Source organism: Roseateles sp. DB2 (assembly GCF_051857535.1).
Classification (GTDB): domain Bacteria; phylum Pseudomonadota; class Gammaproteobacteria; order Burkholderiales; family Burkholderiaceae_C; genus Roseateles_B.
In genome coordinates, this window is the sequence record NZ_JBPZGY010000016.1 from 70,146 (window position 1) to 95,699 (window position 25,554).

General features: G+C 63.3%; 19 protein-coding genes, 1 tRNA gene and 1 pseudogene. 16 read left to right on the forward strand and 5 right to left on the reverse strand.

Features of this window, described 5'->3' with window-relative positions:
* Positions 1-133: 133 nt before the first annotated feature.
* Positions 134-937 (reverse strand): hypothetical protein, encoded by an 804-nt coding sequence (locus ACS5PK_RS19495; RefSeq protein ID WP_439441930.1) that lies wholly within the window; start codon positions 935-937, stop codon positions 134-136.
* 419 nt (positions 938-1,356) lie between these two features.
* On the opposite strand from ACS5PK_RS19495, the gene ACS5PK_RS19500 reads away from it, so the two are divergent.
* Both ACS5PK_RS19500 and ACS5PK_RS19505 read left to right on the forward strand, forming a co-directional pair.
* Positions 1,357-1,608 (forward strand): hypothetical protein, encoded by a 252-nt coding sequence (locus tag ACS5PK_RS19500; RefSeq protein WP_439441931.1) that lies wholly within the window; start codon positions 1,357-1,359, stop codon positions 1,606-1,608.
* 128 nt (positions 1,609-1,736) lie between these two features.
* The gene (locus ACS5PK_RS19505; RefSeq protein ID WP_439441932.1) at positions 1,737-3,434 is read left to right on the forward strand and encodes a DNA-primase RepB domain-containing protein; all 1,698 of its coding nucleotides are present in this window, start codon (positions 1,737-1,739) and stop codon (positions 3,432-3,434) included.
* Here ACS5PK_RS19505 and ACS5PK_RS19510 read toward each other — a convergent pair.
* Positions 3,415-3,759, reverse strand: a complete 345-nt coding sequence (locus ACS5PK_RS19510; protein ID WP_439441933.1) for a hypothetical protein — start codon at positions 3,757-3,759, stop codon at positions 3,415-3,417. The genes ACS5PK_RS19505 and ACS5PK_RS19510 overlap by 20 nt on opposite strands.
* Positions 3,760-4,017: 258 nt before the next feature.
* Between ACS5PK_RS19510 and ACS5PK_RS19515 the strand changes: the two genes are divergently transcribed.
* The 10 genes from ACS5PK_RS19515 to ACS5PK_RS19560 all read left to right on the forward strand — a co-directional run bounded on the left by ACS5PK_RS19515 (position 4,018) and on the right by ACS5PK_RS19560 (position 19,041).
* Positions 4,018-4,440 carry a plasmid mobilization protein gene (locus ACS5PK_RS19515; protein ID WP_439441934.1) on the forward strand — a complete coding sequence of 141 codons (423 nt, stop codon included), beginning with the start codon at positions 4,018-4,020 and terminating at the stop codon, positions 4,438-4,440.
* On the forward strand, positions 4,437-6,143 hold the full coding sequence (locus tag ACS5PK_RS19520; protein ID WP_439441935.1) for a relaxase/mobilization nuclease domain-containing protein: 1,707 nt from the start codon (positions 4,437-4,439) through the stop codon (positions 6,141-6,143). The genes ACS5PK_RS19515 and ACS5PK_RS19520 overlap by 4 nt, the downstream gene beginning before the upstream one ends.
* Before the next feature lie 73 nt (positions 6,144-6,216).
* Positions 6,217-6,831: a hypothetical protein gene (locus tag ACS5PK_RS19525; RefSeq protein WP_439441936.1), complete on the forward strand. Its 615-nt coding sequence runs from the start codon at positions 6,217-6,219 to the stop codon at positions 6,829-6,831.
* Positions 6,828-9,359, forward strand: a complete 2,532-nt coding sequence (locus ACS5PK_RS19530; RefSeq protein WP_439441937.1) for a DotA/TraY family protein — start codon at positions 6,828-6,830, stop codon at positions 9,357-9,359. The genes ACS5PK_RS19525 and ACS5PK_RS19530 overlap by 4 nt, the downstream gene beginning before the upstream one ends.
* A 609-nt stretch (positions 9,360-9,968) precedes the next feature.
* Positions 9,969-10,223, forward strand: a complete 255-nt coding sequence (locus ACS5PK_RS19535; RefSeq protein WP_439441938.1) for a hypothetical protein — start codon at positions 9,969-9,971, stop codon at positions 10,221-10,223.
* 224 nt (positions 10,224-10,447) lie between these two features.
* Positions 10,448-10,660: a DUF7706 family protein gene (locus tag ACS5PK_RS19540; RefSeq protein ID WP_439441939.1), complete on the forward strand. Its 213-nt coding sequence runs from the start codon at positions 10,448-10,450 to the stop codon at positions 10,658-10,660.
* Positions 10,661-10,894: 234 nt separating this feature from the next.
* Positions 10,895-11,287, forward strand: coding sequence for a hypothetical protein (locus ACS5PK_RS19545; protein WP_439441940.1), 393 nt, complete (start codon positions 10,895-10,897; stop codon positions 11,285-11,287).
* 361 nt (positions 11,288-11,648) lie between these two features.
* Positions 11,649-12,137 carry a hypothetical protein gene (locus ACS5PK_RS19550; protein ID WP_439441941.1) on the forward strand — a complete coding sequence of 163 codons (489 nt, stop codon included), beginning with the start codon at positions 11,649-11,651 and terminating at the stop codon, positions 12,135-12,137.
* Between the two features lie 78 nt (positions 12,138-12,215).
* The gene (locus ACS5PK_RS19555) at positions 12,216-13,301 is read left to right on the forward strand and encodes a CAP domain-containing protein (protein WP_439441942.1); all 1,086 of its coding nucleotides are present in this window, start codon (positions 12,216-12,218) and stop codon (positions 13,299-13,301) included.
* A 1,186-nt stretch (positions 13,302-14,487) separates the two neighbouring features.
* Complete coding sequence (locus ACS5PK_RS19560) at positions 14,488-19,041, forward strand: PIN domain-containing protein (RefSeq protein ID WP_439441943.1); 4,554 nt, start codon at positions 14,488-14,490, stop codon at positions 19,039-19,041.
* 6 nt (positions 19,042-19,047) lie between these two features.
* Here ACS5PK_RS19560 and ACS5PK_RS19565 read toward each other — a convergent pair.
* Positions 19,048-19,440: pseudogene (locus ACS5PK_RS19565) on the reverse strand (IS110 family transposase); the annotation flags it as partial.
* A 191-nt stretch (positions 19,441-19,631) separates the two neighbouring features.
* On the opposite strand from ACS5PK_RS19565, the gene ACS5PK_RS19570 reads away from it, so the two are divergent.
* The 3 genes from ACS5PK_RS19570 (at position 19,632) to ACS5PK_RS19580 (ending at position 22,347) form a co-directional block, all read left to right on the forward strand.
* On the forward strand, positions 19,632-20,033 hold the full coding sequence (locus ACS5PK_RS19570) for a hypothetical protein (RefSeq protein ID WP_439441944.1): 402 nt from the start codon (positions 19,632-19,634) through the stop codon (positions 20,031-20,033).
* A 118-nt stretch (positions 20,034-20,151) separates the two neighbouring features.
* A complete protein-coding gene (locus ACS5PK_RS19575; RefSeq protein ID WP_439441945.1) occupies positions 20,152-21,078 on the forward strand; it encodes a DUF6414 family protein in 927 nt (308 codons plus the stop codon).
* Between the two features lie 495 nt (positions 21,079-21,573).
* Positions 21,574-22,347: a hypothetical protein gene (locus tag ACS5PK_RS19580; protein ID WP_439441946.1), complete on the forward strand. Its 774-nt coding sequence runs from the start codon at positions 21,574-21,576 to the stop codon at positions 22,345-22,347.
* A gap of 179 nt (positions 22,348-22,526) precedes the next feature.
* Here the strand turns inward: ACS5PK_RS19580 and ACS5PK_RS19585 are convergent, their stop codons facing one another.
* Entirely contained in the window at positions 22,527-23,795 is a 1,269-nt protein-coding gene (locus tag ACS5PK_RS19585) for a tyrosine-type recombinase/integrase (protein ID WP_439441947.1), read from the reverse strand.
* A gap of 206 nt (positions 23,796-24,001) precedes the next feature.
* A tRNA-Met gene (locus ACS5PK_RS19590) sits at positions 24,002-24,078 on the reverse strand.
* A 160-nt stretch (positions 24,079-24,238) separates the two neighbouring features.
* Here ACS5PK_RS19590 and ftsY point away from each other — a divergent pair.
* A complete protein-coding gene (ftsY, locus tag ACS5PK_RS19595; RefSeq protein WP_439441948.1) occupies positions 24,239-25,405 on the forward strand; it encodes a signal recognition particle-docking protein FtsY in 1,167 nt (388 codons plus the stop codon).
* Positions 25,406-25,554: the final 149 nt, after the last annotated feature.

The window sequence follows — 25,554 nt, forward strand, 5'->3', positions numbered from 1 at the left end:
GGGCGTCTTTGGGTGGTCATGCCTGCGGTGGCGGGCGCATGAAAAAACCCAGCAAACTTGCGCTTGCTGGGTTTTCTTGTCTGGTGGGCTTCAGGGAATCGAAAACCTAGCTCAGAGCCTTGCGATTGCCCGCTCAAGCTGACGGGACTTTAGCATGACTCCCCAGAGTTGCCCCGGCCTCATTGAAGCTGGCTCTTTGGCATGCTCGCGTGGCCCGCTCGAACTCGACCAGCCGCTTGAGCCGAGCTTGCCGACCCAGCTTTGCAAGCTGTTCGGACTGCTTTGCGAGCTCGGCAAACGCCTGGTTTGATCCAGCGGGAGCCATGAAGTCGTCTTGGGCCAGGTCGCCGACGTCAGGGGCATGTTTGGTGTTGCAGCCACTGCGACGACCTAGGCTGAGCGCCCGAGGTCGTGGAGTCGGTGAACGACTGTCTGTATCCACAAAGCGCAGTTCTAGTCGCTGGAGCTGTGCAATGAGCTGTCGGGGGAAAGGGAGCGCTGTGAAGACGCCCTTGTGCTTCAACTCTTGGACCGTCGCCTGCTGCTTGCTTGTGAGTAGGTCTGCTTCTTCGAGCAATCGGGCCAGCTCGGCGTCACCAGCGTCTACGGGCGATGAATACCTCAGCTGATCACAGACGGCTGCAAATCGCTCAAGGCTGTCCAGCAGCGAATGCTTGGCTTGGCTGAAGGTCTTCAGTTCAGCCAGTCTTGCCTTTGATGATGCCAGCGCCTGGGAAGCGCCAACGCTCACGGCCTCTGCTGCTCGCGCCTGTGAATACCCAGCGGCGATTGCGCTGCCCTCATCAAGCCAACCGTTCGCGATCGCAGCACGCGCGACCTTCTGGTAGTCGAGTTCCTTCATCCCACTCTCACCAGTGGTCCAGCGGTTCCACTTTTTGGCCGCCGCTGCGTCGCCGACCCCAGTGAGGGTCAGCATGATTTGCGCTGCAGGCAAGGCTCCAGAGCGCCGGTTAACTTCTTCCGTGAGCTGCTGAGCCACTAGGCGCTGTGCCGTGGTGTGTAGCCCCCGTGCTCCGAAGGTCCTGGACATGGATATGTCACCATCAAATTAAAACGTCCTGGACTATAAGGCAGTTGGACAAAAAAATAAGAGCATCCAAGACAAAGCAAAATGAAAGGACGCCATATGTCTAGGGCAGCAAAGAGCAGTGCAGATCAGCAAGAGCCCACCCTGTTCATGACAGCCAGCGAGGTTGCGCGCGCCCTGCGAGTTGGGCGCTCGACGCTGGATCAGATGGTGGCGCGCGGCGCCTTTCCCCAGCCCGTCCGGTTCACTTCCAAAACGGTTCGGTGGCCTCGTGCACAGGTCGAAGCCCTGGCGCTTGGTGGGCGGGCATGAGTCCTGTCCTCGTCCCGCTGGACCAGGCCGGCCTCCCTTTCTCGGTGGGGTCGCTTTACACGTTGCGCCGGCGCCATGGCTGGCTGTGGATGACCAAGGTCGGGCCTGATGGCCACACCGGGCGGATCCTGTGGGTTGACCTGCCTGCTGCGGCCCAATGGTTCTCGGCGCGTGGCCGCACGGCCTTAGCCGAGTCACTGGCGGCAAAGGCAGTTCAGATTGAGCAGGGGAGGAAGGGTGGCCAGTGACTGACAAGCAGTCACTGGCCGGGTCAAGCAGGAGGGAGCGCCTGACAAATGCACTGGGCGGTGCTGGGCGTCGATCCTATCTGTTTACCTGCAGCGACGCTTGAACAGTTGCTGGCTGGCCATGCGCCATGTCAGCACGTCTTGCACAAGCGCTTCGCCGCGTCGTTCTGCGCGGCTCCGACGGTCAGCCGTGGTCACAGAGGGCCAGCAAGCCAGTGCTGGACGTGCTGACCGTCCTCTGTGATGCGGCATTGGATCAGGATCTGCACGCACCGGTGCGGCTCTTCGTCGAGGAGGTCGCGCGACGGGCATCCAGGAAAGTCAGATCCACGCAGACGGCCTTGGCTGTGGCCGCCGAGCTCGGCCTGGTCTGGCGGCTGCCAGAGCAGCGTACCGAGGCCATCAGAAGGCCGTGGGGCTGCTTGATTCACCCAGCGCTGATCCTCATCGCATCGACCGACAAAAAGCCTGGCCGCCGAGATGCGCCAAAGCTGTTTTTTCCCCGACCGTGGACGGCTGATCTGGCGAGCTTCGAAGTGCCAGAGGTGGGCCAAGAATCGACCGGGGCGGAATGTGACAGGGGTGCATTGAATGCACCCAAGAAGGTAAAGAAAACCATACACAGCCCGCCGCTCGCTCGCGCCGTTCACGGCCAGCTCCGCCTGAGCGGGGCTGGGGCTTCAATCGGCTGGTCGGTCAAAGAACCATCCCTGGGGGCCTTAGGCACCCAGGGGGGCGCGTGTGGCCCTGGCCGTGAGGCCGGGCCGGGGCGAGTTGGGCAGGTGGGCAACTGGGTGGCGCCGAGGCCTACGAGGGGCCCTGTGGCCGCTCGGGCAGCCAGGGACGAAGGTGCTGCGCGCGCCGAGGCGTCGGTGAGCCCGTTTGCCCGTCTGGTCAAGGCGAAGCCCCTGGCGCCCGACGGTGCCTGGGCGGCTGAGCCGGCCTGGCAGGCCGACGCCTTCTGGAGCTGGCTCACGGCCAGTCTGCGGCCGTCCGGTTGGGCCGGCGCCGTCGAGTTCTTGGGCCAGAAAAGACTCAGAACTGGCCCGAAGGCTGGCCAGCGCGGCGCGCCATACCCCGTCCCAGGCGCCAAGTTCCCTGGCCCGATCAGCAAAATTCAAGATGCGTGGCCAATGGCATTGGCGGGCGCAGCGGCGCGTCGTGGCGAGGTTGTGATGAGGTTGTTGGGGGAGCACCCGCTATTGCTGGTCGATGACCTTAGGTCCGACCAGTTGCCAAAGCTCCTGCTGCTCGGGCCTGCGGCTGTGCTGGAGACGAGCCCGGACAACTTTCAGGCGTCGCTTGTTGCCCCGCGATGCCTGACCGGTGATGAGCGCGCTGCTGCGAATCGCGCGCTTGCGCGACGGCTTGGCGCCGACCAAGGGGCGACAGGGCGGGATCAGCTGCGTCGCGTGCCTGGGTCAATGAATGCCAAACCGGCGTTATCCGAACCGTTCTGCTCGAGGTACATCCCAGGCCCGTTGCCGGGCACCATCAGCGACGAGCTGCTGGCGCAGCTTTTGGTCGAGGGGCAGCAGGACCGTCCGCAACATGCAGAGACCATGCGAAGCGCCGCATTGCCCGATGTAGCGGCGATGGCGGGTAGGCGACCGGAACGGACAAATGACAGCGATGAGGACTGGAAGCTGATCTCCAGGCAGCTGCGTTCTGGCATCAAGCCTGAGGCCGTGGTGGACCAAATCGCAGCTCTCGCCGATGAGCGTGGCAAGTGGGGCGGCGGCGCGCGTGCACGCGCCTATGCAGAACGTAGCGTGGATGAATGGCTGCGCCGATATGGCGCAGAACTCAGCCGGCGGCGCGGCTAGGCGGCCGGCTGCGTTCTGACCGCTTCGGCTTTGACGCATCGGCCATCACACGCGCCACGGCGCGCTCCCTGACCTTCAGCCCGCGTTCGGCGAGCGCTGCGGCAATCGAGTTCGCGGTGCGGCCGCGCTCCCGCATCTTCAGCAGATCGCGCGCGATCCGTTTCAGTGCTTCCGTCTGGGTCAGGCGCGTCGCCGGTGGCGGCACGCCTGCGAGTTGCTTCCCAAGGCGGTCAATGTCATCGAGCGTCCACGCTTGGGGTTCGCTTCGCAGTCCTGTGATGGCTTTTTGGTGGTCTTCGTGCTGCTCGGCTGGGTGCTCGGACATGGCATTCGCAATGGCAAGTGGACGGCATTGAAGTGTCCGAGTTCGGCGGATGAGTCTTGCATCTTGCGCGCCACTGTTCAGGCTTCGTTCAGCCGTTGTTCAAGCGCCGCTTTGCGGTTGTCGTGAGCATGGGAGCCGTACACGGAAGGCGGGGAGCAAGGTGTAACTAGAGAGGCGGAATCCGCCCCTCTAGTTGACCTTGCCAGGGGGGATCCCCCTGGACCCCGCCCGCCACTTCCTTCGGTCGCAGCGGCTGTCTTGCTGCCGTTGCCGCTCCAGAACTTCATGCGCCAGCAGCCCATCACTGTCGATCAAAGCAAGCGTGCCAAGCGGCGCGGACCTGTCCCGGCTGCTCCGTCGGAGCTGCGCACGCTCCATGTCAGCGTGCGGCTGAACGCCGATGAAATGATCGCGCTGGACGCAGCACGCGCGTCCGTGAGGATGCAGCGCGGCGAGTTCCTGCGAGCTGCTGCGCTGCATCAACTGCCGCCCACGATTCCGGCTTTGAACCGGGATGCGTGGATCGAGCTGTCGCGTGCCGCTGGCGCGCTTGCGCAAATTGCGCGCCGCGTGAATCTCGCGCACGCTGGCGCGGCCGAACTGCTGCCAGAGCTGTCCGAGATGACCGCGGTGCTGGCCGACTTCCGGCGTTCGTTGATTGGCGCGGAGGTGCGGCCATGAAGGCGAAGGTCGTGCGCGGAGGTGGCTTCAGGGGCTGTCTGAACTACGTGTTCTCAGCACTCAAGGGGGCTGCACATCAGGACGGTGTCGTGCCTGTTGTCGCCGGCAACATGGCTGGCACCAATTCTCGTCAACTCGCGGCCGAGTTCAAGGCAGTGCGACAGCTACGGCCTGACATCAAGCGCCCGGTCTGGCACTGTGCCCTCAGTCTTCCCGATGGCGAGCGGCTGACGGCGCAAAGCTGGAAGCGTGTCATCGACGACTTCATGAAGGAATGCGGCTTCAGTCCCGCACATCCTTTTGTGGCTGCACTGCACGAGGACACCGATCACCAGCACGTTCACTTGGTGGTTTCACGCGTCGCGCTCGATGGTGCCGTTTGGCTGGGCCAGCACGAGGCGCTGAAGGTCATTGAGGCGAGCCAGAAGGTCGAGGTGCGGCAGGGGCTTCTCCGGACAGTTGGCCTCCGCCCGCGTGCAGGTCAGAAACCCGCAGACCCCGAAGCCATCAAGCCCAAGCGCGACCGCGTGCGCAAGAAGAGCCTGCAGCTCGAACGCCTGGGCGTGCAGCCGCCCGACGCCCGCGCGCTCGCGCTGGCCGCGCGTGAAGCGCTGGCATCGGCGGCCAGCGCCGATGAACTACGCGTCGCACTTGCCGAGCGCGGCATCAACGTCGAGTTCTCGCGTCGGGGCCATGGCCCCGACGGCGAGATCGCTGGTTGGCGCATTGAGGGGCTGTCGGGCTCCACGGTAGACAGGGCTCTCGGCTGGGGGCGCGTGCAGAAGCAGCTCGACGCCAACGCCGACACCCGCCGGCGCGCGAAACGCGCAGTGGCTGAGAAGGTCTCTCTCACTCATCACAACCGCCGAAAGGAATCCTATGGATATCAACCCCATCAACGTCAGTGGCGAAGCCCTCAGGCCCGCGCTGCATGGCGTCGCCGAACTGCCAAACACCTGCTGCACCTCCTGTCCCTCAGCAATGTGGCACCGCTCCGACTCCGAGATTCGCTGCCTGTGCAGGGTCGCGGGCTCGCTGACCTGGGGGCCGGAGACCGAGCACCAGCTGCAGCTGGTGGAGTGCGATGGCCGGCTCGAATCGCTGGCGATGGGGGGCGCGCAATGACTGTCGCCATTGATCCCAAGTCGCCCAGCGCAGTGGCGGCCGCCGCTGAGCTCGAACAGATCCTTCGCGGCCTGCCGCGCGCCCAGCTCGAAGAGCTGAAGGAAACCGCCACCAACGCTCGTTCGGCGGTCGCCGTCGACGACCCGCGCGTTGAGGCGATCGAGCGTTTGCTACGGCGACTGGCAACCCTCCTGTGCAAATGCCTTGGCCTCGCGCACGCCGGCGGATTCACTGAGGCGGAGGTCGCGGCCGCGCGCGACCAATCCTTGCGTCGTGCCCTGGTCCAGCGCATCGACGAAGAGCTGTCGCAGCGCGCTCAGCGCAAGCAGCGGCCGACGGAGGAGGCCATCAAGGCAGCATCGGCTGAAGAGGTCGTGGCCATGCCAGCAGATGGAATTGCTGCGCGGCGCAGCGAGCGACTGATGGCGGCCGCGAAGCTCGCCGACCAGCAAGCAACGGCGCCCGTGGTGTACACGATCGTCAAGCAGCAGCATGACGCCAGGCGACCCGCACCCGTTCCGACCGAGGTCGCCGCCGAGGAAGACCAGCAGTCGCGCCATCCGGCGCCGAGGGGCTGACGTGCAGAGCGCGCAACGGCCCGCCGCCGGTCAACTCGACACTTGGATCTTGTGGACGGAGCTGAGATCTGGGGTGAATTCCTGGGAGTCGCCGTGTCGGCACCGCTTCCTGATCTTGCTCGCTGCCCTCGAGCAGCGCGCTGAATGCCTCCGCGTGTTGAAGCGCTCGGAGAAGAAGCTGAGCGACGCCAGAGCCGTGGTTCAGACATTCGCGCTGTGGCGCCGGCTTTGGGCGCCAGCTGGCTATCGACAGGCATGTGAGCGACTGCTCGCAGCTGAGCAGGCGCATGCCCAGGTCAAGCGCTCCATCGCTGGCATTGATGTCCTGCCGAGAGATCTCGTCGGCATCGCTCAGCAGGAGATTGATCGGTTGCGACCACTGGTGGCGCAGGAGGACGCAGACGCCAAGGCTGTCAGACAGAAGCAGTTGGCCGACGAAGCCGCAGCTCTTGCTGCCGCGACCGCCGCCGCAGCAGCGGCCGCAGCTGCGTCAGCCAAGACACGAGAGCTGGAGCTGCTCCCTCTTGATGCAGCCGACGGCGGTGCTGACGCGGGTGCATCGAGCAGCGGCAATGAAGGCGGTGCCGGCGCGCCAGCGGCTGGCCCTTCTTTCACCTTCGACCCGCTCTCGCTCTCGCTGAGCGATGACGACGAGCCAGAACAGCATTCCTTTGAGGCGCCGCGATGAAGCTCCAACCCAAGCACCATGTGACCGCCGCAGCTGCCGGTACCGCCATGGCCCTCCTGTTCGCCGGCCCCGGCACGCTTCGCGTACTCCGCCAGGCGGCCGAGCCCATCGAACGGCTGACCTCGATGCCGTTGCCGCTCGTCATCATGGCCGGCTGCCTGGGCATCGGGCTCCTCGCCCTGCAGGTGTTCCTGATGACCTGGCTGTTTGGCTTGGCGCGCCGCGCCCACGCACGCATCCCCGCGCGCTGGGCGCGCCAGTTCTGGCTGATGGTGTGCGCTGTCGGTTTCCTGGCCATGCTGCTCGGCGCTGGCGCCGCGCATGCCGCTGATGGCCCGATCACGCCGGACCAACTGATGAACGCCGCGAACAATGGCGGCAATGACGCGTCGTTGAATGCCTTCGTAGCTGTGCTGGGGGACTTCTTCCAGACCCCGCTAACGACCCTAGGCGGATCGAGCACCGTGCTGGGCTCCATGTTCGTGATTTTCAATGGCGCCATCTTCTGCATCTCAGTCCTCTGGGGCTCTTACGGCATCGGCCGCGGCGTTCTGACGTCCGCGCAAGAGGGTCAGGTGTTGGGCCAGCGCATGAGCGCCGTGTGGATGCCGATTCGCATGGTCACTGGCCTTGTTGGATCGGTGCCGATCTTCGGCGGCTACAACGGCTTCCAGGTCCTCGTGGTGCTGGCTGCGACGCTGGGCATCGGCATGGCCAACTTGATGTGGTCAGGCGCGATCTCTTCGATCAGCAAGTTTCAAGGCCTTCTTACGCCACCTATCGGTCAGGTGTTCACGGCGTCCCGGTTTGACGAGCCAGCGAAAGCCTTGTTCAGGGTTCACGTCTGCCGGCTGGCCAAGGCGGCAGAGGAGCAACGCAGCGACGTGGTGTCGCCTGCCAGCGCTATCCAGCCGATCGCCTCGACGGCGCCCGGAAGCCTTGGATCCATTGGCTTTGGAACCGTTCTCCAGCCTGACCTGTGCGGCCGCGTTCAACTGGTGCTGAGCGGCTCGAGGTCTTCAAGCTCTGCGCTGTCCTTCCGAGTCGCATCGGTCAACTACGAAGGCATTGCCAGCGCCAGCAGCAAGGCCCACGCCGACGCCTTCAAGGCGCTGGATGCCCAAGTCGTCGTTCTGGCGCGAGAGTGGCTTGAGGCGCGGAGCGCTTGGCAGGCCGGCAGCCTTGCCAGCCCGCCGGCGGTGCCGCTGGACAAGCTCTCCGCTGCTGCCGTAGCGGCAGCCGATGGTGTGCGCACGGCCGTCCAGTCAGCTGCACAGGACACTGGAGCCCAGGTCCTCGCCGCCGACGCTCAGGCCGCCATGCGGCGTGATGGCTGGTCTGCGGCAGGGGCTTGGTACAGCACGTTTGCAGAAGCGAGCGCAGCGCTGCGCGAAGCCGGCAACGCAGTCACATTCGATGTTCAGCTGCCCTCGACCATCCTGCCATCGGGCTTCACGGCAGAGAGCATGGTTGCCCTGGACAAGGCCTTTTCGGCCGGCGAGAAGGCCAGCCCGGTCCAGGCGTCGTTGGGGGGCGAAGGTGACAAGGGGTGGCGTGCCGTCAAACTCAAGCTCTGCCAGTACCTCCACGTAGACACGCCGACAGGCAACTGCAGCTTGGGGCAGAGCCTGGTCAGCGCGGTGGTGGGCCAGGCCGGCGACTCCACCGGCGTGATCGACCCCATCATCAGCTTCAAGAACATGGGCGACTGGATGATGGCGGCCGGTGAAGGGCTCGGCGTCGCTGTCGCATACCTGAAAGGGGCAGAGCAAACCATCTACGGCCGAGCAGCGGAGGCCGCGGCGGACTTGATGCCGCCGGTTGGAGTCGTCGGAGCATCGGTGGCGACAGCCAAGGGAGCCCTGGGCATGGCGCTTGAGACGCTGCCTGGCGTGGCGTTCGCGATGGTGTGCCTCGGCACCATCATGGCCGTGTACCTGCCGATGCTCCCAGCGCTGACATGGTTGGGCGCACTGGTGCAGTGCTTCGTCGTCGTCATCGAAGGCCTGGTGGCAGCGGGCATCGCGGCCTTGGCCCATATGGAAGCCGAAGGTGAGGGGATGGGCCAGCGCACCGAGCGGTTCTACATCTTCCTGCTTAACGCTCTGGCGCGGCCGGCGCTGATGCTTCTCGGCTTCTTCATGGCCGCTGCGCTCAGCACAGTACTGGGTACGTTCTTCGCCAAGACCCTGTTTTTGCCCGCAATGGCCAATGCACAAGGCAACTCGATCACTGGCCTGGTATCGGTGATCGGCTATGTGCTGGTGTTCATGCTGGGCCTTTGGACGCTCGTGTCAGGACTCTTTGCAATGACCCATCTGCTGCCGGACCAGGTGCTCGGCTACATGGGCGCAGGCCATACGAGCGAGTTGGGCAAGTCGACCGAGAGCGGTGCGCGAAGTGTCTTCATCACTTCGGTGCAGCGTGCGGGGCAACGCCTGGGCATAGGGCTTGGCGGCGGTGATCGAGGCAAGGGGCGGGCAGGCAAGGGTGGTCGCCCCGGCGCAGGCAAGGACTCGCAGGAATGAGGGCACTCGAGGCATACCCGGCCAATGGCCGGGCACCGGACGCCCTTGCGAGCGCGCCCCGCCGGGCTTGGTCCTGCGGACACCTGGACTGGGTCCAGGTCTCTCCAGGCCGCCTTGCCCGCTCCTGGGGCCGCCCTGCGGGCCTCCCCGCCGCTGAGGCGCCCCCTGGCCAGCAGCCGAATCGAGCGCGCTACGCGCGTGAGGGCGCCCCATGGGGCGCGCGCCCCTCGCGTGACGCGAGAGGCGTGGCTTGCCGTGTCCGGACTGCCGGTGTGCCGTTTCTCTTTCTCTGAGGGCCCTGTGCCGTGCTCTTCGGGGACCGTAGCCCGCGCCAGGGGCACCTCAAGGGCGTACTCACCCGGTTCCCCGGCGCGGGCGCCGGGGACTGCGGCTTCCGTCGGCCGGCAAGCCGGCAACCCTTGATGTGCCCCTGGCGCGGGCTCCTTTGGTCCCACGCTCGGCTCAGGCCCCTCAGAGAAAACGGCACCTAGATACAGCAACCGGCAGTCCGGACCCGGCAAGCAAATTCACAAACGCCCGGTCTTGGACTCGAGAACCCGGCATCCGTCAACACCAAGCGGCAAAGCCGCAGAAAGGCAGGAAGGCAACATGAACGTCATAGATCTGAACGAGGAAGCCCGAGAGCGCCAAGTGCTGGACATGTGCCAGCGCGAGCTGGGATCTCTGCGCACCGCGGCGCCGAGCTTTTACATGCAGCTCGATGACACGGATCCGGACATCTGCACCCGCGCAGAGCTGGTCGACTTGATGCATGCAGCGCCCACCGCAAGCGCGCGGCATTACCTCTTCGGCAAGTTCACGATGCGGATCGCGATCAGCCTGGCCACTGGCCGGCCGTTCTGACAGGAGGGCGTCATGCGACTTGGAACCGACCCTCACCAGTTCAATCGCAACGTGCAGGCCGGGCTCCAGGCCGCAGGCGCGTCCGGCTTGCTGATGCTCGCCGTCTGGCTGCAGATCGCTCTGTGCCTGTTGGCGCTACAGCTGGCCTGGCGCTGCCTGCGCTGGGCCGCCAGAAGCGTTGGAGGAAAGAGCTGCCCGACCGGGAGCTCGAGGAGATCCATGCGATGAGCCATGACATCACCATCACTGCAAGCCTGCAGCCGGAGATCGCTCGCCAGCTTGCGCAGTTCTGCAAGCGAAGCACGTTCGAACAGTTCTATCAACTGACCGAGGCTCACCTTTCTCACGACGAGAGAAAGGAGCGGGCCTACCAAATGATTGCTGGCATCGATGCCGTGGCTCGATCCCTGGCCGATGTGGGTTTCAGTCCACGCTGATTCCAGCATGTCAGCGTAGGTAATTGTTTAATTACACGGAGTACCGCAAGAAATGAAGAAGCATTTTCTTTACACGATGGTCCTGATGGCTGGTTTGCTCTCAGCGACCGCCAATGCCCAGACTGAGCTTCCGCCGCCCAAGGCCAGCGAAGGCCGGCCGGTGCACTGCTCTGGCGGATATCAGGATAGCGCCTGCAACACGACGCTGCTGCGCGCACCGCAGTCAGCGCCGACATGCTCGAGCACCGATGGCTGGGTGACCGTCGCTCCGGCCAAGTGGATCGGTTCGAAGTGGGCCGCGCCGGTGTGCAACTACACACCGCAGCCCAGCTGCCCGAGCGGCTACGTCGAGTCGAGTGCAGCCGTGTGGACAGGATCCTCCTGGACTTCGCCCAGCTGCCTGCAGCCGCCTGCTCCCACCTGCAGCAGCGGCTACGTTCAGACCTCTCCTCCTGTCTGGTCTGGCAGCTCCTGGAGCGCCCCGACCTGCGCCCCGAGCTCCCCGAAGCCCAGCTGTGCTCCTGGGTATTCGGAGACCACGGCACCGACCTACAGCGGCGGCCTGTGGGTGGGGCAGGTATGCGCGCCCGTATCCCCCGCGCCGACTTGTCCGCCAGGCACTACTGAACTCGCAGCGGCGACCTGGAACAGCACCACCAGCAGCTGGAACCCGCCAAGCTGCACGACCGTGACGCCGCCGCCTGCTCCGACGTGCCCCTCTGGCTACACGATGCAGGTTGCTCCGGTGTGGAGTGGATCATCCTGGTCTGAACCGACCTGTGTACCGCCCTCGGTGCCGCCGGCACCGACGTGCGGTAGCGGCTACACCCAAACAACTGCCCCCATCTGGAATGGCAGCTCCTGGGTGGGCCAGGTCTGCTCGCCGACGCCGCCCCCGCCACCTCCGGCGTGCACGCTCGGAGAAATGCAGACCGTGGCGCCCACCTGGACTGGCACGGCATGGGTAGGGCAGGTGTGCACGCCTGGCGTGCCGCCCACCCCGACCCCGCCGGCCTTGCCCGCCACGATTGACTACCTGTTCAGCGCGACCTCTGGCTGGGCCTGGTTCTACTGGAGCGGGACCATCTCCAGCGCGTCCTCGAGCTCGTTCGGGCCGCTGTCCGTCAAGGCATCCGGCTCAACTGACTGTGCGTGGATCGGCTCGGGTGGCTCTCCGGAGTACCTGCGGTGCGACTCGCTAACGAATCCCATCGATTCGGAGGCCAGCTCGGCCTACTCCGCTGCAGCCAGCGCCTGCGACGGCGACAGTCTGCCGGTGTCGAGCTGGATTGATCAATGCACGCCGTATGTGGGGACTGGCGTCTATCCGGATTCCGGGGCCTGCGTCTTCAAGTTCCGCAGCGGCAAGGTGGGGAAGACGGCCTGGTCCTGCTCTCGGTGGTGGCTGTACGTGGCCGACGAGAGCGGCAATCCCCCCGGCATCTCCAAGACCATCTCCGTGAGGCTTCAGCGCTGACGGGCCGACAGATCACCCTGCATCGCAGCGCCGCGAGGTGGGCTGCGATGCGAGACCTCCAACTCAACTGGAACCACCATGACCAAGAATCAAACTCTGCGCCAGACTGCTCTGGTCGCACTGCTCGCAACCTCCGCCGCGCTGGCCGCCTGTGGTGGCGGGGGAGGGGGCGCTTCGACCGCAGCCCCTGGTCCTTCGCCATCAACGCCTGTGACCGTGGTCGCAGCGGCTGGCACCTTGAAGGACGCCGTCCCGGCAGCGACCTACGCTGACAACAGTCTGCAGCTGTCCGCCTTCAACGCCTTGAATCAGGCTCGCAAGAATGCAGGCGCCGGCCTCATCGCCCAGGGTGCAGCGCTGGACACCGCGGCTGAGGCGCACGCCAAGTACCTGACCACGAACATCAGCACGGTCTTCACGGCCGGGGCTCATATCGAAGATCCGTCGAAGCCGGACTTCTACGAAGCCACGCTGGCCACGCGTATGGCCAAGGCTGGCTTCAATCTCGGCAGCTATGGGTCCGAGGTCGTTGGAGGGACGGGCGCCTCGCGCTTGGGAGCTGATTGCATCTGGGGCCTGCTGGGCACGGTCTATCACGCGGCCGCTCTGCTTGGCCAGGCCACCAACATCGGCTTCGGCTTCGGAAGGGACACGGCGAACGTTCCGATGTGCGTGGCTGACTTCGGCTCGCTTGGGACCGAGAGCTACCCGCAGGTCGCGCCGGCGGGGCAGATCGTTGCCTACCCGCATGACGGCCAAACCGGGGTGTTCTATTCGTTCGACATCGCCTCCGAAGTTCCCCGCCCGCCGGTTGCTCTGTTCCCGAGCGCTACCTCCGGCACGCCCGTCATCGTGAGCGTGCGAAACGCTGACTTCGTCAACTTCAAGGCTGCGGGGACGCTGAGCGCCGTCGTGACCAAATTCGAAATGAAGGACGCCAGCGGCAACATCGTGCCGGCGGGGATCTTGGCAAGCCCGGGCATCTCCGGCTCGGGCGTCACGATGACAGCGGATCCGATGCTGGCGGAGGGCTTCCTGGTGTTGGTGCCGTTTGCGCCGCTGATCAAAGGAGCGACCTATACGGTCAACTTCAATGCCACCCTGCGGGGCGGCGGCGCTCCGCTCAACAAGGTCTGGAGCTTCGTATCTGATCGGGATCGGTAGCGCGGTGCGGGCGGATCTGTCTACTCGGCGCACTCACAACCTAGAAGCGACATCATCTGGGTGGACAACAACACGGCAATGCTGAAGGCCAACATCGTTCGACAGTAGCCGCCGTCCACGCGCGTGAGGCGGCCCTTCGGGGCCGTTCTTCTTAGGGGCGGGGGCGCACCACCGCCCCTGGACGGCGGAAATCAACCCGTCTTTCGGCAAGTCTTTACGCTGCGACCTGTGGAGATCGTTTCGATCGTCACTGGTTCGTATTGCACTTCCGTTTGCAATGCGCTTCCCGGGGACCCGGGGGAGCGTAGCTTCGCCGGACTCCGTCTGGGAGTCGAACAGTGATGGATCACTGATCCAACAGGACATTGGCGATCGTGGTGCGCTAGCCTGACTCTCTTGCTGTGATTCAGCACGTGAACCTGTGCTGAATCAGTGATAGATCAGTGGTCATCACGTTGCGGTGAGGCTTGAAATGACCTACCCCCTCCCGCCGTACCACCAAGGCGGAAGTCCGGGTTGACGGACTTCACTACCTTTACGTTGGCCCGGCTGGGAGGGGGCAGGTCAAGCGAACGCGCCTTTGACCTGAGATGTTTCCGGCTAGGGTGACTCTTTGGACGCCAAGGTATGCAACCGAGCTAACGTCTTCGTTTGTGGCGAATCGGCAAGAAGCAAGGACTCGTGGACAACTTCCCCACAGGGGCTGTAGGTCAATTGAGATTTGCAGATTCCAAACTCAAAGTGACCGACGGATCGACAGGCTCCGTTGTCGTACCACTCGCGAGCTTCTCCGTGGAGCGCATCGAACGCGAATGACTGTTCAAGAACGAGTAGTCCCGAGGGCGTCCAGTGACGCGCTACCCCGGACCGTTGCCCTTGCAAGTACGCGACTTCGGCAATTCGATTGCCGGTCGCATCCTCCTCGTACGCATGCCCAGTAAATGGACGTCCTTGCCAGAGCATTAGGGTGAAGTCCTCCGATGGCTCTAGCTCATCAAGAGAGACTTGGTCTTGCGCGGTCATCGGGCTGAGAAGTTGCGAGCATCCGGTCTTTAGAGATTCTGATGCATTCCACCGACGTGGCAGCAGTTCATATAGCCGGCTGTTGAGGTGCGTCGGCAGCCGCTGCAGCACGTCGCGTAGATACACGAGCCAATAAGATACGACGCTCGATTTCAGGAGGCCAATGATAACGCCCAAGAAGGAAAAGACAGGCGCGACGGGAAAAGCAGCCGGGCGGGCGGCTGCCAAGGGCGGCCAAGGGAGCCCGGCGCCGGCCAAGAAGCGCGGTCAGCAAAAGAGCGTTGCGAGCCCCATCTCGACGGGGGCGCGCGGCGTGCTGTTCGAACACCGGGTCCAGGCCACCCGGCTCTTGGCAATGTGCCTGGACATGCCCTGCTCGGGCGTCCCTGACAACTACTCAATCGTCAAAATCGCCTTCCAGGGGAGGGTGCTTGGACACAACACTGACGACGTGGTCCTGACGATCGCCTCACCGACGGGGGAGACCGGCACCGTGCGCACGCAGATGAAGCGCGCACTGACGCCGACGACCAAGAACTCCACCTTCGAGGAGGCAGTCGGGTTGGCCTGGCTGGACTTCAAGCAGCCAGGGTTTCGGGCGGGTGTGGATTCGAACGTGATCGTCTACCAGAGCGCGAGTGCCAAGGCGATGGATGCTGCGGTAGAAGTGGCGCGCATGGCCAGTACGACCAGCGCTGCTTTGGACTGGCATACGAAGGTCCTCGCCCAGGGTTTCAGCAATGATCGCAACCGGGAGGCCTTCAAGGCGATCCAGGCGGCTGCGGAGCTGTACAACAAGGCCGAGGTTTCGCTCGAGGAACTGCATCAGTTCGTCGTGCACTTGAAGTTCTTGCATCACGACCTGGATTCGGACACCACCGCTGAAGTTGCAATGCAGAAGCTGGTGTTGGCGACGGCCTTCATTCCTAACCCAGAAACCGGCCGCGTCTGGGCCCAATTGGTGCAAGTGTGTGCCGACCTAAACAGCACCGGCGGTGACATAGACCTGACCACCGTACAGCGCCATATTGGCCAGCAGCTCGCGGCCACGTTTCATACGGCGCGGGTCATGCGCAAGCAGCGCGAGTCCGGCCAGATTCACTTCGCCTTCCCGGCTGCAGCAGGGAAGGGCGGCGCTACTACGCCATTCCTGGGTTTCCAGCCGGGGCTGAGTAGCAGCGTACCTCAGGCGAGTCCAAGCTACATGGAGTCTGCACCGGCCGGCCGCCCAAGTTCTCCCAACAAGATCGTGGCTCGCCACTTGGAGAGCATCGACGGCCTGAGAAAGGATTGCCGCTTTGCTGACGCGATGGCTCAACTCAAGGTGCTTGGCCAGGATATGGGGGACTTCGATGACCACCAGCGGGCGCTGTGGTACTGGCTGCGTGGCATGTCGCGCTGGCACCTGGACAAGGAGCCGGTGGCCGCAGCGGACGATCTCATTAAGGCGGCAAGTCTGTGTGACGACGAGGACAAGCTCGCGGCGGCCCGGATTCGGGGCCTGTTCCTCAAGAAGCAGGTAGACGAAGCCCTGACCTCGGGCAAGCAGGCCATGGAACGGTTCCCCGAATCATTCGTTGTTTGGGCGGCTTACACGAACGCGCGCGTACTTAGCGGCGAGCAACTCACTCCTGACGATATTCCCAGCGAGCATGCGGGCAAGGCTCTCGCGTGGCACCTGATTGCGGCGGCGCAGGAACGTTCCGGTGACGTCACCGCCGCCTACGAGAGCGCCAGGACGGCGCTGACGAAGGAAGAGGTCACCTTCTTTACAAAGGAGATGTTTCTGCGGTACGCCCTGCAATTGGTCTCGGACGATGGCTTGGCGCTGGGGTATCGGATGCTCTCGCCCGAGAAGCATGCGCGCCTAGAAGCGGCAATCGATGCGTTTTCTGACCGAGCGAAGTCTCTGTGGTCGGTGCAGAGCCCAGTGGCTCAGGCCGCGGCCCTTACGCACCTGGGCTACGCCTACATCCTGACCAGACGCCCCGGTGAGGCATTGGCGCTCATCGAGGAGGTGCGCGCGCGTGGCGCTCCGAGTGATGCGTCGCTGTATGGCGTCGAGATTGAGGCTCTGCGTGACGCGGGCCGCGGCCAGGAAGTGCTCACCAAGTTCGAGTCGCTGCTATCCGAGTTGCCCGACGAGGCGTTGATCGCCTACGCGCAGATCGCCGCCGTTGCCAAAGATATGACCAGGGTGGAGGCCGCGGAGGCCGAAGGAGCGCGCAGAACCGGACGGCCGGACGCAGAGCGCCTGCAGAACGCGTTGCGATTGATGCGCTGGAACGTCCTGATGATGCAGTGTCGAGGCGCGGAGCTGCGCATGGAGGTTGCCTCGGCGGCTATCACGCCTGCGAGCTCGTCGATCCCGGATCTGGTGTTTGCTGCACGAGCGCATCTCGCCCCTGGTGGCGACAAGGCACTGGCCGAGCAGATGGTGGATCGGGTCGCGGCGCTGTGCACGGGTGGCACCCGCCCTGAGGACGCGCATATCGGGGCCAGGCTGCTGTTGCACCGTCAGCGCTATGACGCCGCGGCCCAGGTCTACGCCGGTATCCTCCCGTCAACCTCGTTCTCCGAGCTGCATTCAGACCTACTCTTTTGCTACATGATGACTGGCCAGCGCGCCAAGGCTCGCAATCTGCTGGAATCCATGGCGCCTGAGTGGAAGCAGTCTGAGGCCGCACGCCACATCGCGATCGAAATGGCTCAGCACGCCGGCGACTGGCCGTTGGTAGCGGACCTCGCAGAGATCGAAGTCGCTGCAGCACCGAAGCAAGCCACAAGCTGGCTCCTGCGCATCATGGCGGCAGCCAGTATGGGCTCCAAGGGCCTCGATACCGTGATCGGCCAAGCACCGGAAGAAGTGGACGGCTCGCTCCAGGAGATAGGGCGGCTGGCAGCCGCCGAGATGCGTCATGGGCATGTCCCCAAGGGGCTTCGGCGGATCTATCGCTTCAGGCGACAGCGAATGGGCGATGTGGAAGCCGCGGCCCTGCACTTGACTGCGGTGTTTCTGCTGGAGACCGCCTTACCGGAGCTTGAAATCGTTCCTGAGGTTGTCGGCCCAGGAACGTCGGTGGAACTGATCGACGACGAAGGGAACCAGCGCTGGTTGACCATCGACCCGGAGGGCTGCAGCGGGCTGCCACCCACCGATGAGTTCGTTTGTCACAAGGATGCTGCTGCCACGCGCATGGAGGGCCTGCGCCTCGGCGAGTCCTTTGAGATGCCGCAGCCATTTAGCGAACCCAAGAAGTACCGGGTGGCGCAGCTGCAGTCGGCTCACCGCCGGCTGATCGAGAACTCGCACAATGCCGTCAATACGGCGCTCAGCCCACCGAGGAGCATGGCAGCCATGTCGCTTCGGACCGGCGAGGACGGAACGCTAGACCTGACGGGCATTCAGCGTCAGCTGCAGCAGCGGGTCGACTTCGCCAACGAGACGATGGACTTCTACCTGAAGCACTCGGCGACCCTGGGCATCCTGGCCCGCCGTCTCGGCCGCGACGTGATCGACGTTGTACGCGGTTGGCCGAGCACTGGACCGAAGCTTGCAGTTGGAGCGGGCTCGCAGGGGTACACAGAGCTGCAGGGGCTGTTGACGTCACAGACTCCCTGGGTAGTCGACCTCACGATGCTGACTGAACTAGCAACGCTGAATCATCTGGAAGTGCTACAGCTTCTGCCGAAGGTCATCGTCGCTCCGGCAACGCGCGACGCCGTCGCAGCCAAGCTTGAAAGCACAGCGGCGTTCCGCCGGTCCGGGGCCCTGTTCACCCATGATGGGCAGATTGGGTTCCGCGAAGACACAGAGCAGGATTGGCGCCGGGAGAGAGAGTTCCTCCAGTCGATCGCCCAGGCCATTGAGGACCATTGCACCGTCTTGCCCGCATACGGTCCCAGCGTTGTCGAACCGAACCTCGTTCAAATCAGCAAGGTGCTCAGCGCCGAAGAGTACTCCGTGCTGCTGCTTTGCCTTGAGCACGGAGCGGTCCTACTGACGTTGGACGATCGACTCCGAAAGCTGGCGCACTGCTTCGAAATCAACTCGGCTTGGTTGCAGCAACTGCTCATTCACGTTGCGCACGAGGGCAGAATCACGACCCTGGACTATTCCCTGGCCGTAATCAAGCTGATGCTTTGGCGGCGGACCTTCGTGGCGCTCACAGTCCACGACCTGACGGCCATGATGGACCAGGGCGACAACTGGCTGACGATCGGCGTCAATGGCCTCAGGGACTATCTGGTCGATCCCGTGGTCGCGTTCGACACCGCTGCCCCGGTGATCGTGCGGTTCATTGGATGGCTCTACTGTCGAGGCAACTGTGAGCTGGGTGTTGCGCTCGAACTCATCGAATACCTCGTTGAGGCCCTGCTACGCCATCCGGACTGCCCCGCCGATTGGGTGATAACTTGCACCATGGCGCTGTGGAAGGAACTGGCAATGGATGGGTCCGACAGGGAAGACCAGCTCTGTGTCTCAGAGTTCGTGCGCCGCGCGTCCGCGCGGACCAAGTATCAGATGAAGGCCGTGACTGTAAAGGCGAAGGTGCTGCACTTCATGCCTATGCCCCGGTTTGTCTCTGGTGCGATCGCCGAGGCTGAGCCGGTGGCGAGGGAGGAGGTACAGGACGAGAAGAGGGCGAGCAGGCTCAGCGAGATGTCGCCCACAGCCCCCACCGAAGGTAGGGCGCCGAGTGCACCGGAACTCTAGGCCGGGCACGCACAGCAGGCTCTGTTGCTCGACGCTCTTGACAGGAACAAAGCGCATGTGGGGACGGCTCGCCGCCTCGCAGATAGCCGCTGCGTCGTTGGCGTCGTTCTTGCCGCAGTGGCCCTCGGCGCGATAGGGGGCGGCCAGGTGGGCCGAGATGGTGCGGGCATCCAGCCCCATCGCACGCAGGGCCCGGGCCCAGTGGTGTGCGCTAGAGCTGACCTCCATCACCACCATGCAGCCGGCCTGCAGCAGCGCACACCAAGCCAGGAACTTGTCGCGGGCCAGCGCCCGGTTCGTCAGCACTTGGCCACCGCCGTCAACGGCGTGCACCTGGATGACTCGCTTAGAGAGATCCACGCCTACGCGCACCGCTGGAACTTGGGTATTCTTGTCCATGGACTTCCCCTTTCAACATGGCTGCAGATTGATGATCGACACCACCAATCTTGGCGCTTTGACGCCGTTGCCTGAAGGTGGGAAGTCCCTTCGTATTCCATTGCAGCCGACCCTGGCCGGCTGCGCCGGCCGGTCGGCTGAATTCCAACGTTAGGCCTCAGAATCACAAGTCCCAGGCTCTCACCCTGCATATGAAATTTTCAAAGAGCAAGTGGCTCGCGTATACCTTTCTCGTCGGTCTAATTCCCGTGCTCACCCGGCTTCTGGCATGGGCCACAACGACGAACGGGGTTGTTAGCCCACTTGTCGCGACTGACTTCGTTGCCTTCGGTCTTGTTCTGCACATCTCGGTTATCAACGAGTTGGAGCACCTCCCCGCAAAAGAGAAAGACTGGCGAACGATTCAAAATGGCACGTCGCTGATATTTATCACGCTGTACAGCGCGCTGTACGCAATAACTATTATTGGCGAGAAGAGTGTTAATCTTATTGACTCGACTGTGATGTTAAGAAGCAGCATGATCTTTGCGGGCGTTTCATCACTACTAAGTCTGTCGGTCTTCCATCGGCTGTCAAAGGCGGGTGCAAGATGAACGCCCTTCTATACGTACTCACTGGGTTGGCTGTGATTTTGGGGGGTGGGGTCGTTATATGGTCGTTCTTGGATACCAGGAAAAGGTATTACGAAGAATATCGGAATAGGAAATCAAAATGATCAGAAGCATCCTGTATCTCGACGAGAACAAAATGTACTCAATGTCCTCTCAGATATTTGAGGGGTTGACTGAGTATGTTCTGAAGGAGGTCGCCGCAACAAGAGAGGACGCTGAAGAGCAAAAGGGGCCCGTCGGGAGCGGTAGAGTGATGGCCGATGCCATGAAACTGACAGAGCGGTCAGTCGAAAAGAGGTTCTTGCATGATCACTCACTGGCGCTATTTGAAACCAGACTTGCCGAGCTTGATCTGGTTCAGCACGTAGACTCGCCGGTCGCCGAGGGGTTGGTGATCAGTAAGTCTTTCGTGCGGGCAAGTGCCCGAGCCAATTTCATCGACGCGGCGAAGATAACCTCCATGCTCGGTTCCTTCAATGAAATTGGCGAAGCGCTTGCACATGTCACCAAGTATTCTGATATTGAAGCTGCACGTCAGGAAATCCAAACGATTAAAGATTCGGCGAAGGACAAGGCTCGGCTCGCAGAATTTCGTAAACTCGAAAAGAAGTTAACGGATACCGCCGAAATCGCGAAGCAAGTAGGGCTCTATCAAGACCCGAAGTTCTTGAAGCACCTGGCCCTTGTTACCGAGTTCGGTTTCTCTGACCAACTTGAAATACAGCAGCGCATTGGAGAGCGCTTGTTCTCCGCCTGTCTGAAGCGTGAATGCCTCCGCGAGCCCGAAGACTTGATCATCCGTAAGTACTCGAGAAAGACGGAGCAGTCTCTGGTTGTTCTTGGTGTCGTCACTCAGTCTCGACAGGCGACCGAAGTGATAGATGACCAAGTTGTCCCCGAAAATATGAGCATGAAAGAGGCAGTAACGAATATGGTCAACCACATCGCTGCAATCGAGGGCTCGTTGGCAGGGAAGACATCCTACGAAGTGGTCATTGATCCAATTGCGGTCTACGTCACCTTATAGCTTGCTGCTGCGACCTAGCCATCTACAGGGACTTCCCACCGCGTCAACACCGTCTCATTGAATTCCCCCGCAAGACCTGACCCCGATTGATCTGGATTGCACACGCCGACTCGGACGAAGGGCTGAACAGAGAACGGACTGCCACTCTACAGACGGCCTTGTTGCAGTCGCCGGCAGGTGCGCTGGCTCTGCGGACCCAGACACGAACCGCTCAGCAGGGCTCCATTCCATTCGCGTGGACTGGGTCCGAAGACCACTTGCCACTGACCAGCCCCCTCCCAGCCGTACCAACGTAAAGGTAGTGAAGTCCGTCAACAAGGAGAATGACGTCCTTTGATCTCCGCCAAGCAACATCTCGCGGGCCAGGGCTGAGGCGCAATCAAGAGGGTTGTCGTACAGCTGGGTCAGCCGCGGCGTCATCGAGCCTGATATATCGGACGGTTTGCAAGAGGCGCATCTGCACAATAGGCCGCACATTGACAGGGGAGGGGCCAAGTGGCTGGCGAAGAGAACGTTGTTGAGATGGCGATCATGATGGCGTTGCAGGAGTACTGCCGAGGCAGAAATTTGCAGCAGTTCAGGCCAGTTCCACGCCAGCAAGGCGAGGCACTCCGCCAGTACTGCGGCGACCTTTTTGGCTTGATGGACGGTGCTGACCTCATCGCCCTCGAAATCAAGGAGCTGGATGTCGCATCGGGACGGCTGAAGGCGTTCAATACTGATCAGCACGAAGCAGCCAAGCGATTCGAAAGCCTGAAAGTTCCGCTTGCGTACGCGTATAACTCGGTGGAGGTCGACGAACTCGCGTACCACCAATATCCCCAGCCCGCGGGCTGGGCGGCAAAGACTTTGGCTGCGATCAAGCGTTCAACTCCGACGCCCTTGCCTGGGCCTATGCCTGACCAGCAGCAGCATGAAACGCTGCTGGATTGGTTAAACGGCAAACATGGCACGGACGGCGCCAAGCTATTCGGTCGCTTGCACGGAAAGATCAAGTCAACGAGGCAGCTCAGGAACGGCGTCCTCGTGCTGCTGTACTCTGTGAAGCAGAGCACCCTGGCCACCATGACCGAGCGGGACGTAGTCGCGGTCCTCAAGCAACTCGAGCAGGCGCGGCTGGGACCTAAGCAGCAGGTGAACCTGGCAACAATCCTCGCCGAAAGCGCCGCGGTCTTCAACGCTTTCCAACCTCCACAGCCCCCAGCTCCTCCAGGGCAGTCGGGCAGCGGGCCATCAAATTCGCCACGGCCCCCTGGCTTTCGCAGGTAGCGTAAGCCCAGCCCGTCATTGCAGCCGACCTGCGTGAGCTTCGCTGGCTGGTTGGTTGAATTTCGACGTTGATCGGCAGCTTTCGGGCGCCGAGTTCGGGGAAGCGAGAGACCGCACCCGCTGCAGAGCCGCCATCCGGTCAGGACCGGTGCGGCGGTCAGTGCTGGCAAGCGCGACGGTCAATTGCAGCCGGCGCCCGCAACAATCTTTAGAGGCGGCGCCTCAGTGGCCCTTCCGGTCTTCAACTCATCTAGGTAGGAGCCCCAGGCCTGCATCATGGCGCGTCGCTGATCGACGAACTGAGTTCGGTTGTAGGCCCGCCCCAGCGCGTCGCGCACGCGGTGAGCGAGCTGCGCTTCGACGATGGCCTCGTCATAGTTCAGCCGTTCGACCAGCATGGTGCGCGCCATCGCCCGGAAACCGTGCGCTGTCATCTCGTCGCTCGCGAACCCCAAGCGCCGCAGCGCAGCGCCCATCGTCATGTCGCTCATTACGCGACCGTCACCGCGAGTTGATGGAAACACCGACGGGCGATGGCCTGTCAGCGGTTGCAGCGCCTTCAGGATGGCGACGGCCTGGGAGGAGAGGGGCACCAGGTGGTCTTGCCCCTTGGCTTTGGCAACTTTGGTGCCCTTCATCCGCTCGGCCGGGATCCGCCACATGCCGGCGTCGAGGTCGAATTCTGACCAGCGCGCGGCACGCAGCTCGCCAGGGCGTACAAAGGTCAGCGGGGCCAGCTGCAGCGCGCACTTCACCACGAACGAGCCCGTGTAGCCGTCGATCGCGCGTAGCAGCTCTCCCACCTTCTCGGGCTCGGTGATCGAAGCCATGTGTGTGGTGACGAAGGGCTTCAGAGCTCCACGCAAGTCCGGTGTGGGGTCGCGCTCTGCGCGGCCCGTGGCCACGGCGTAGCGGAAGATCTGACTGACGGTCTGCAGCTCCCGATGCGCTGTCTCAATGGCGCCGCGCTCTTCGACGCGCCGGAGAGTCTTGAGGATCGTGGGAGCCGTGATCTCGGCGAGGGGCAGCTTGCCGAGCCAGGGGAACACGTCGCTTTCCAGGCGAGCCATGATCCGCTTCGCTTGGCCCTCCGACACCGTGGGCTTGTGCTGCTCTGCGTGCCACTCGCGAGCGATAGGCTCAAAGGAGTTGGTCAGTGCACCATCGCGACTGGCCTTGAGGGCCTTGCGCTCCGCGCTGGGGTCAACGCCGTCTGCGACCTGGCGCTTGAGTGCCAGCATGCGCTCTCGCGCGGTCTTCAGCGTGACAACGGGGTAGGTGCCGAGGGAGAGGCGTTTCTCCTTGCCTTGAAGCTGGTACTTGACCCGCCACCACTTGCCGCCGCGGGGGCTGACCTCGAGGTACAGGCCACCACCGTCGAAGAGGCGTTGAGTTTTGCCGTTTGGTAGGGTCGAACGGATGAGTGCGTCGGTCAGGATGTTGAGCATGGTGAGGCCTCCAAGGGGGAAAAATACCGCTCGGGGCAACCGCATACTAGGTTTCACCAGCGCTCCCGGAATCACTCCCCGGACAGGGGGCAAGTGATCCACGAACACTCAGGTGCATCCATGACCATCCATGTAGTAAAAAAGCCTCAAGTGCTTGATTCACTTGAGGCTTTTTGGGCGACCTGATGTCAGGTCACTACTTTGTCTGGTGGCGCTTCAGGGATTCGAACCCCGGACCTGCGGATTATGATTCCGTCGCTCTAACCGGCTGAGCTAAAGCGCCTTGCGAAGACCGCTATTCTAGACAGCTTTTGGGAGACAATGCAAGCGTTGCTCAAAAAAAGTTGCTGAGACCCTTCGGCGTGCCGCCATGGGATGCTGACCGGGACATTTCCACCTGAGCCGTCGCCGGGCATTGTCGCGGCCCGAACAACCCATCTGCCATGTTCAGTTTTTTCAAGAAGAAGTTCGGGGGCGGCTCGTCCAGCCCGGCTCCCGCGCCGGCCGCCGAGCCTGTAGCCGCGGCTGCCGAGGTGCCGGCGCCCGTACCCGCTGCCGCGCCCTTGCCTGCGTCCGCCGTGGCGAGCGCGACGCCTGTCGTGCCGCCAGTGGTGCAGTCAGTGGTGCCTCAGGAGGTCGAGGAGCCGGTCGCGGCTCCTTCCGCGGGCTTTGCCGCGGAGGCTGCGCCGGCTGCCGAGGCCGCACCGGCCCCGCGCAAGAGCTGGCTGGACAAGCTGCGCCAGGGGCTGCGCAAGACGGGCAGCAGCATCGCCCAGGTCTTTACTGGCACGCGCATCGATGATGAGCTCTACGAAGAACTGGAAGCCGCCCTGCTGATGGCCGATGCTGGCGTCAAGGCCACGCAGTTCCTGCTGGAGGACCTCAAGCGCCGCGTCAAGGAGGCCAAGGCAACCGATCCCCAGGCCGTGCGCGGCCTGCTGGTTACGGCCCTGGCTGAGCTGCTCAAGCCGCTGGAGAAGAGCCTGCAGGTGGGCGAGCACACGCCCACCGTGATGATGGTCGTGGGCGTCAACGGCGCAGGCAAGACCACCAGCATCGGCAAGCTCACCCGTCATCTCGCCGAGGCCGACCAGCGCGTGCTGCTGGCCGCGGCCGACACCTTCCGTGCCGCCGCCCGGGAGCAGTTGGCCGTGTGGGCGGACCGCACCCAGGTGGAGATCGTCAGCCAGGAAGGCGGGGACCCCTCGGCCGTTACCTTCGATGCCGTGGTGGCAGGCCGGGCGCGCGGCTGCGATGTCGTCATTGCCGATACCGCAGGCCGTCTGCCCACGCAGCTGCACCTGATGGAGGAGCTGAAGAAGATCCGGCGTGTGATCGGCAAGGCCCAGGAGGGCGCGCCGCATGAGGTACTGCTGGTCGTTGATGGCAACACGGGCCAGAACGCGCTGAACCAGGTCAAGGCCTTCGATGATGCACTGGGGCTCACCGGCCTGGTCGTGACCAAGCTGGACGGCACGGCCAAGGGCGGCGTGCTGGCGGCCATCGCGCGCGAGCGGCCCATCCCCGTCTACTTCATCGGCGTGGGCGAGAAGCTGGAGGACCTGCAGACCTTCAGCGCGCAGGAGTTCGCGCAGGCGCTGCTGGAGTGAAGGGCGCATCGGCGTAACGCATGCCGTGACCCGTCCTGAATTAGGTTGACACTCAGAACGGTTGAACAAGGCCGGCGTCAGCCGGCCATCGACGCCCGATGCACTGCATCGGGCGTCTGCATTTTCAGCGACAGATGAGGCCGCTCGTG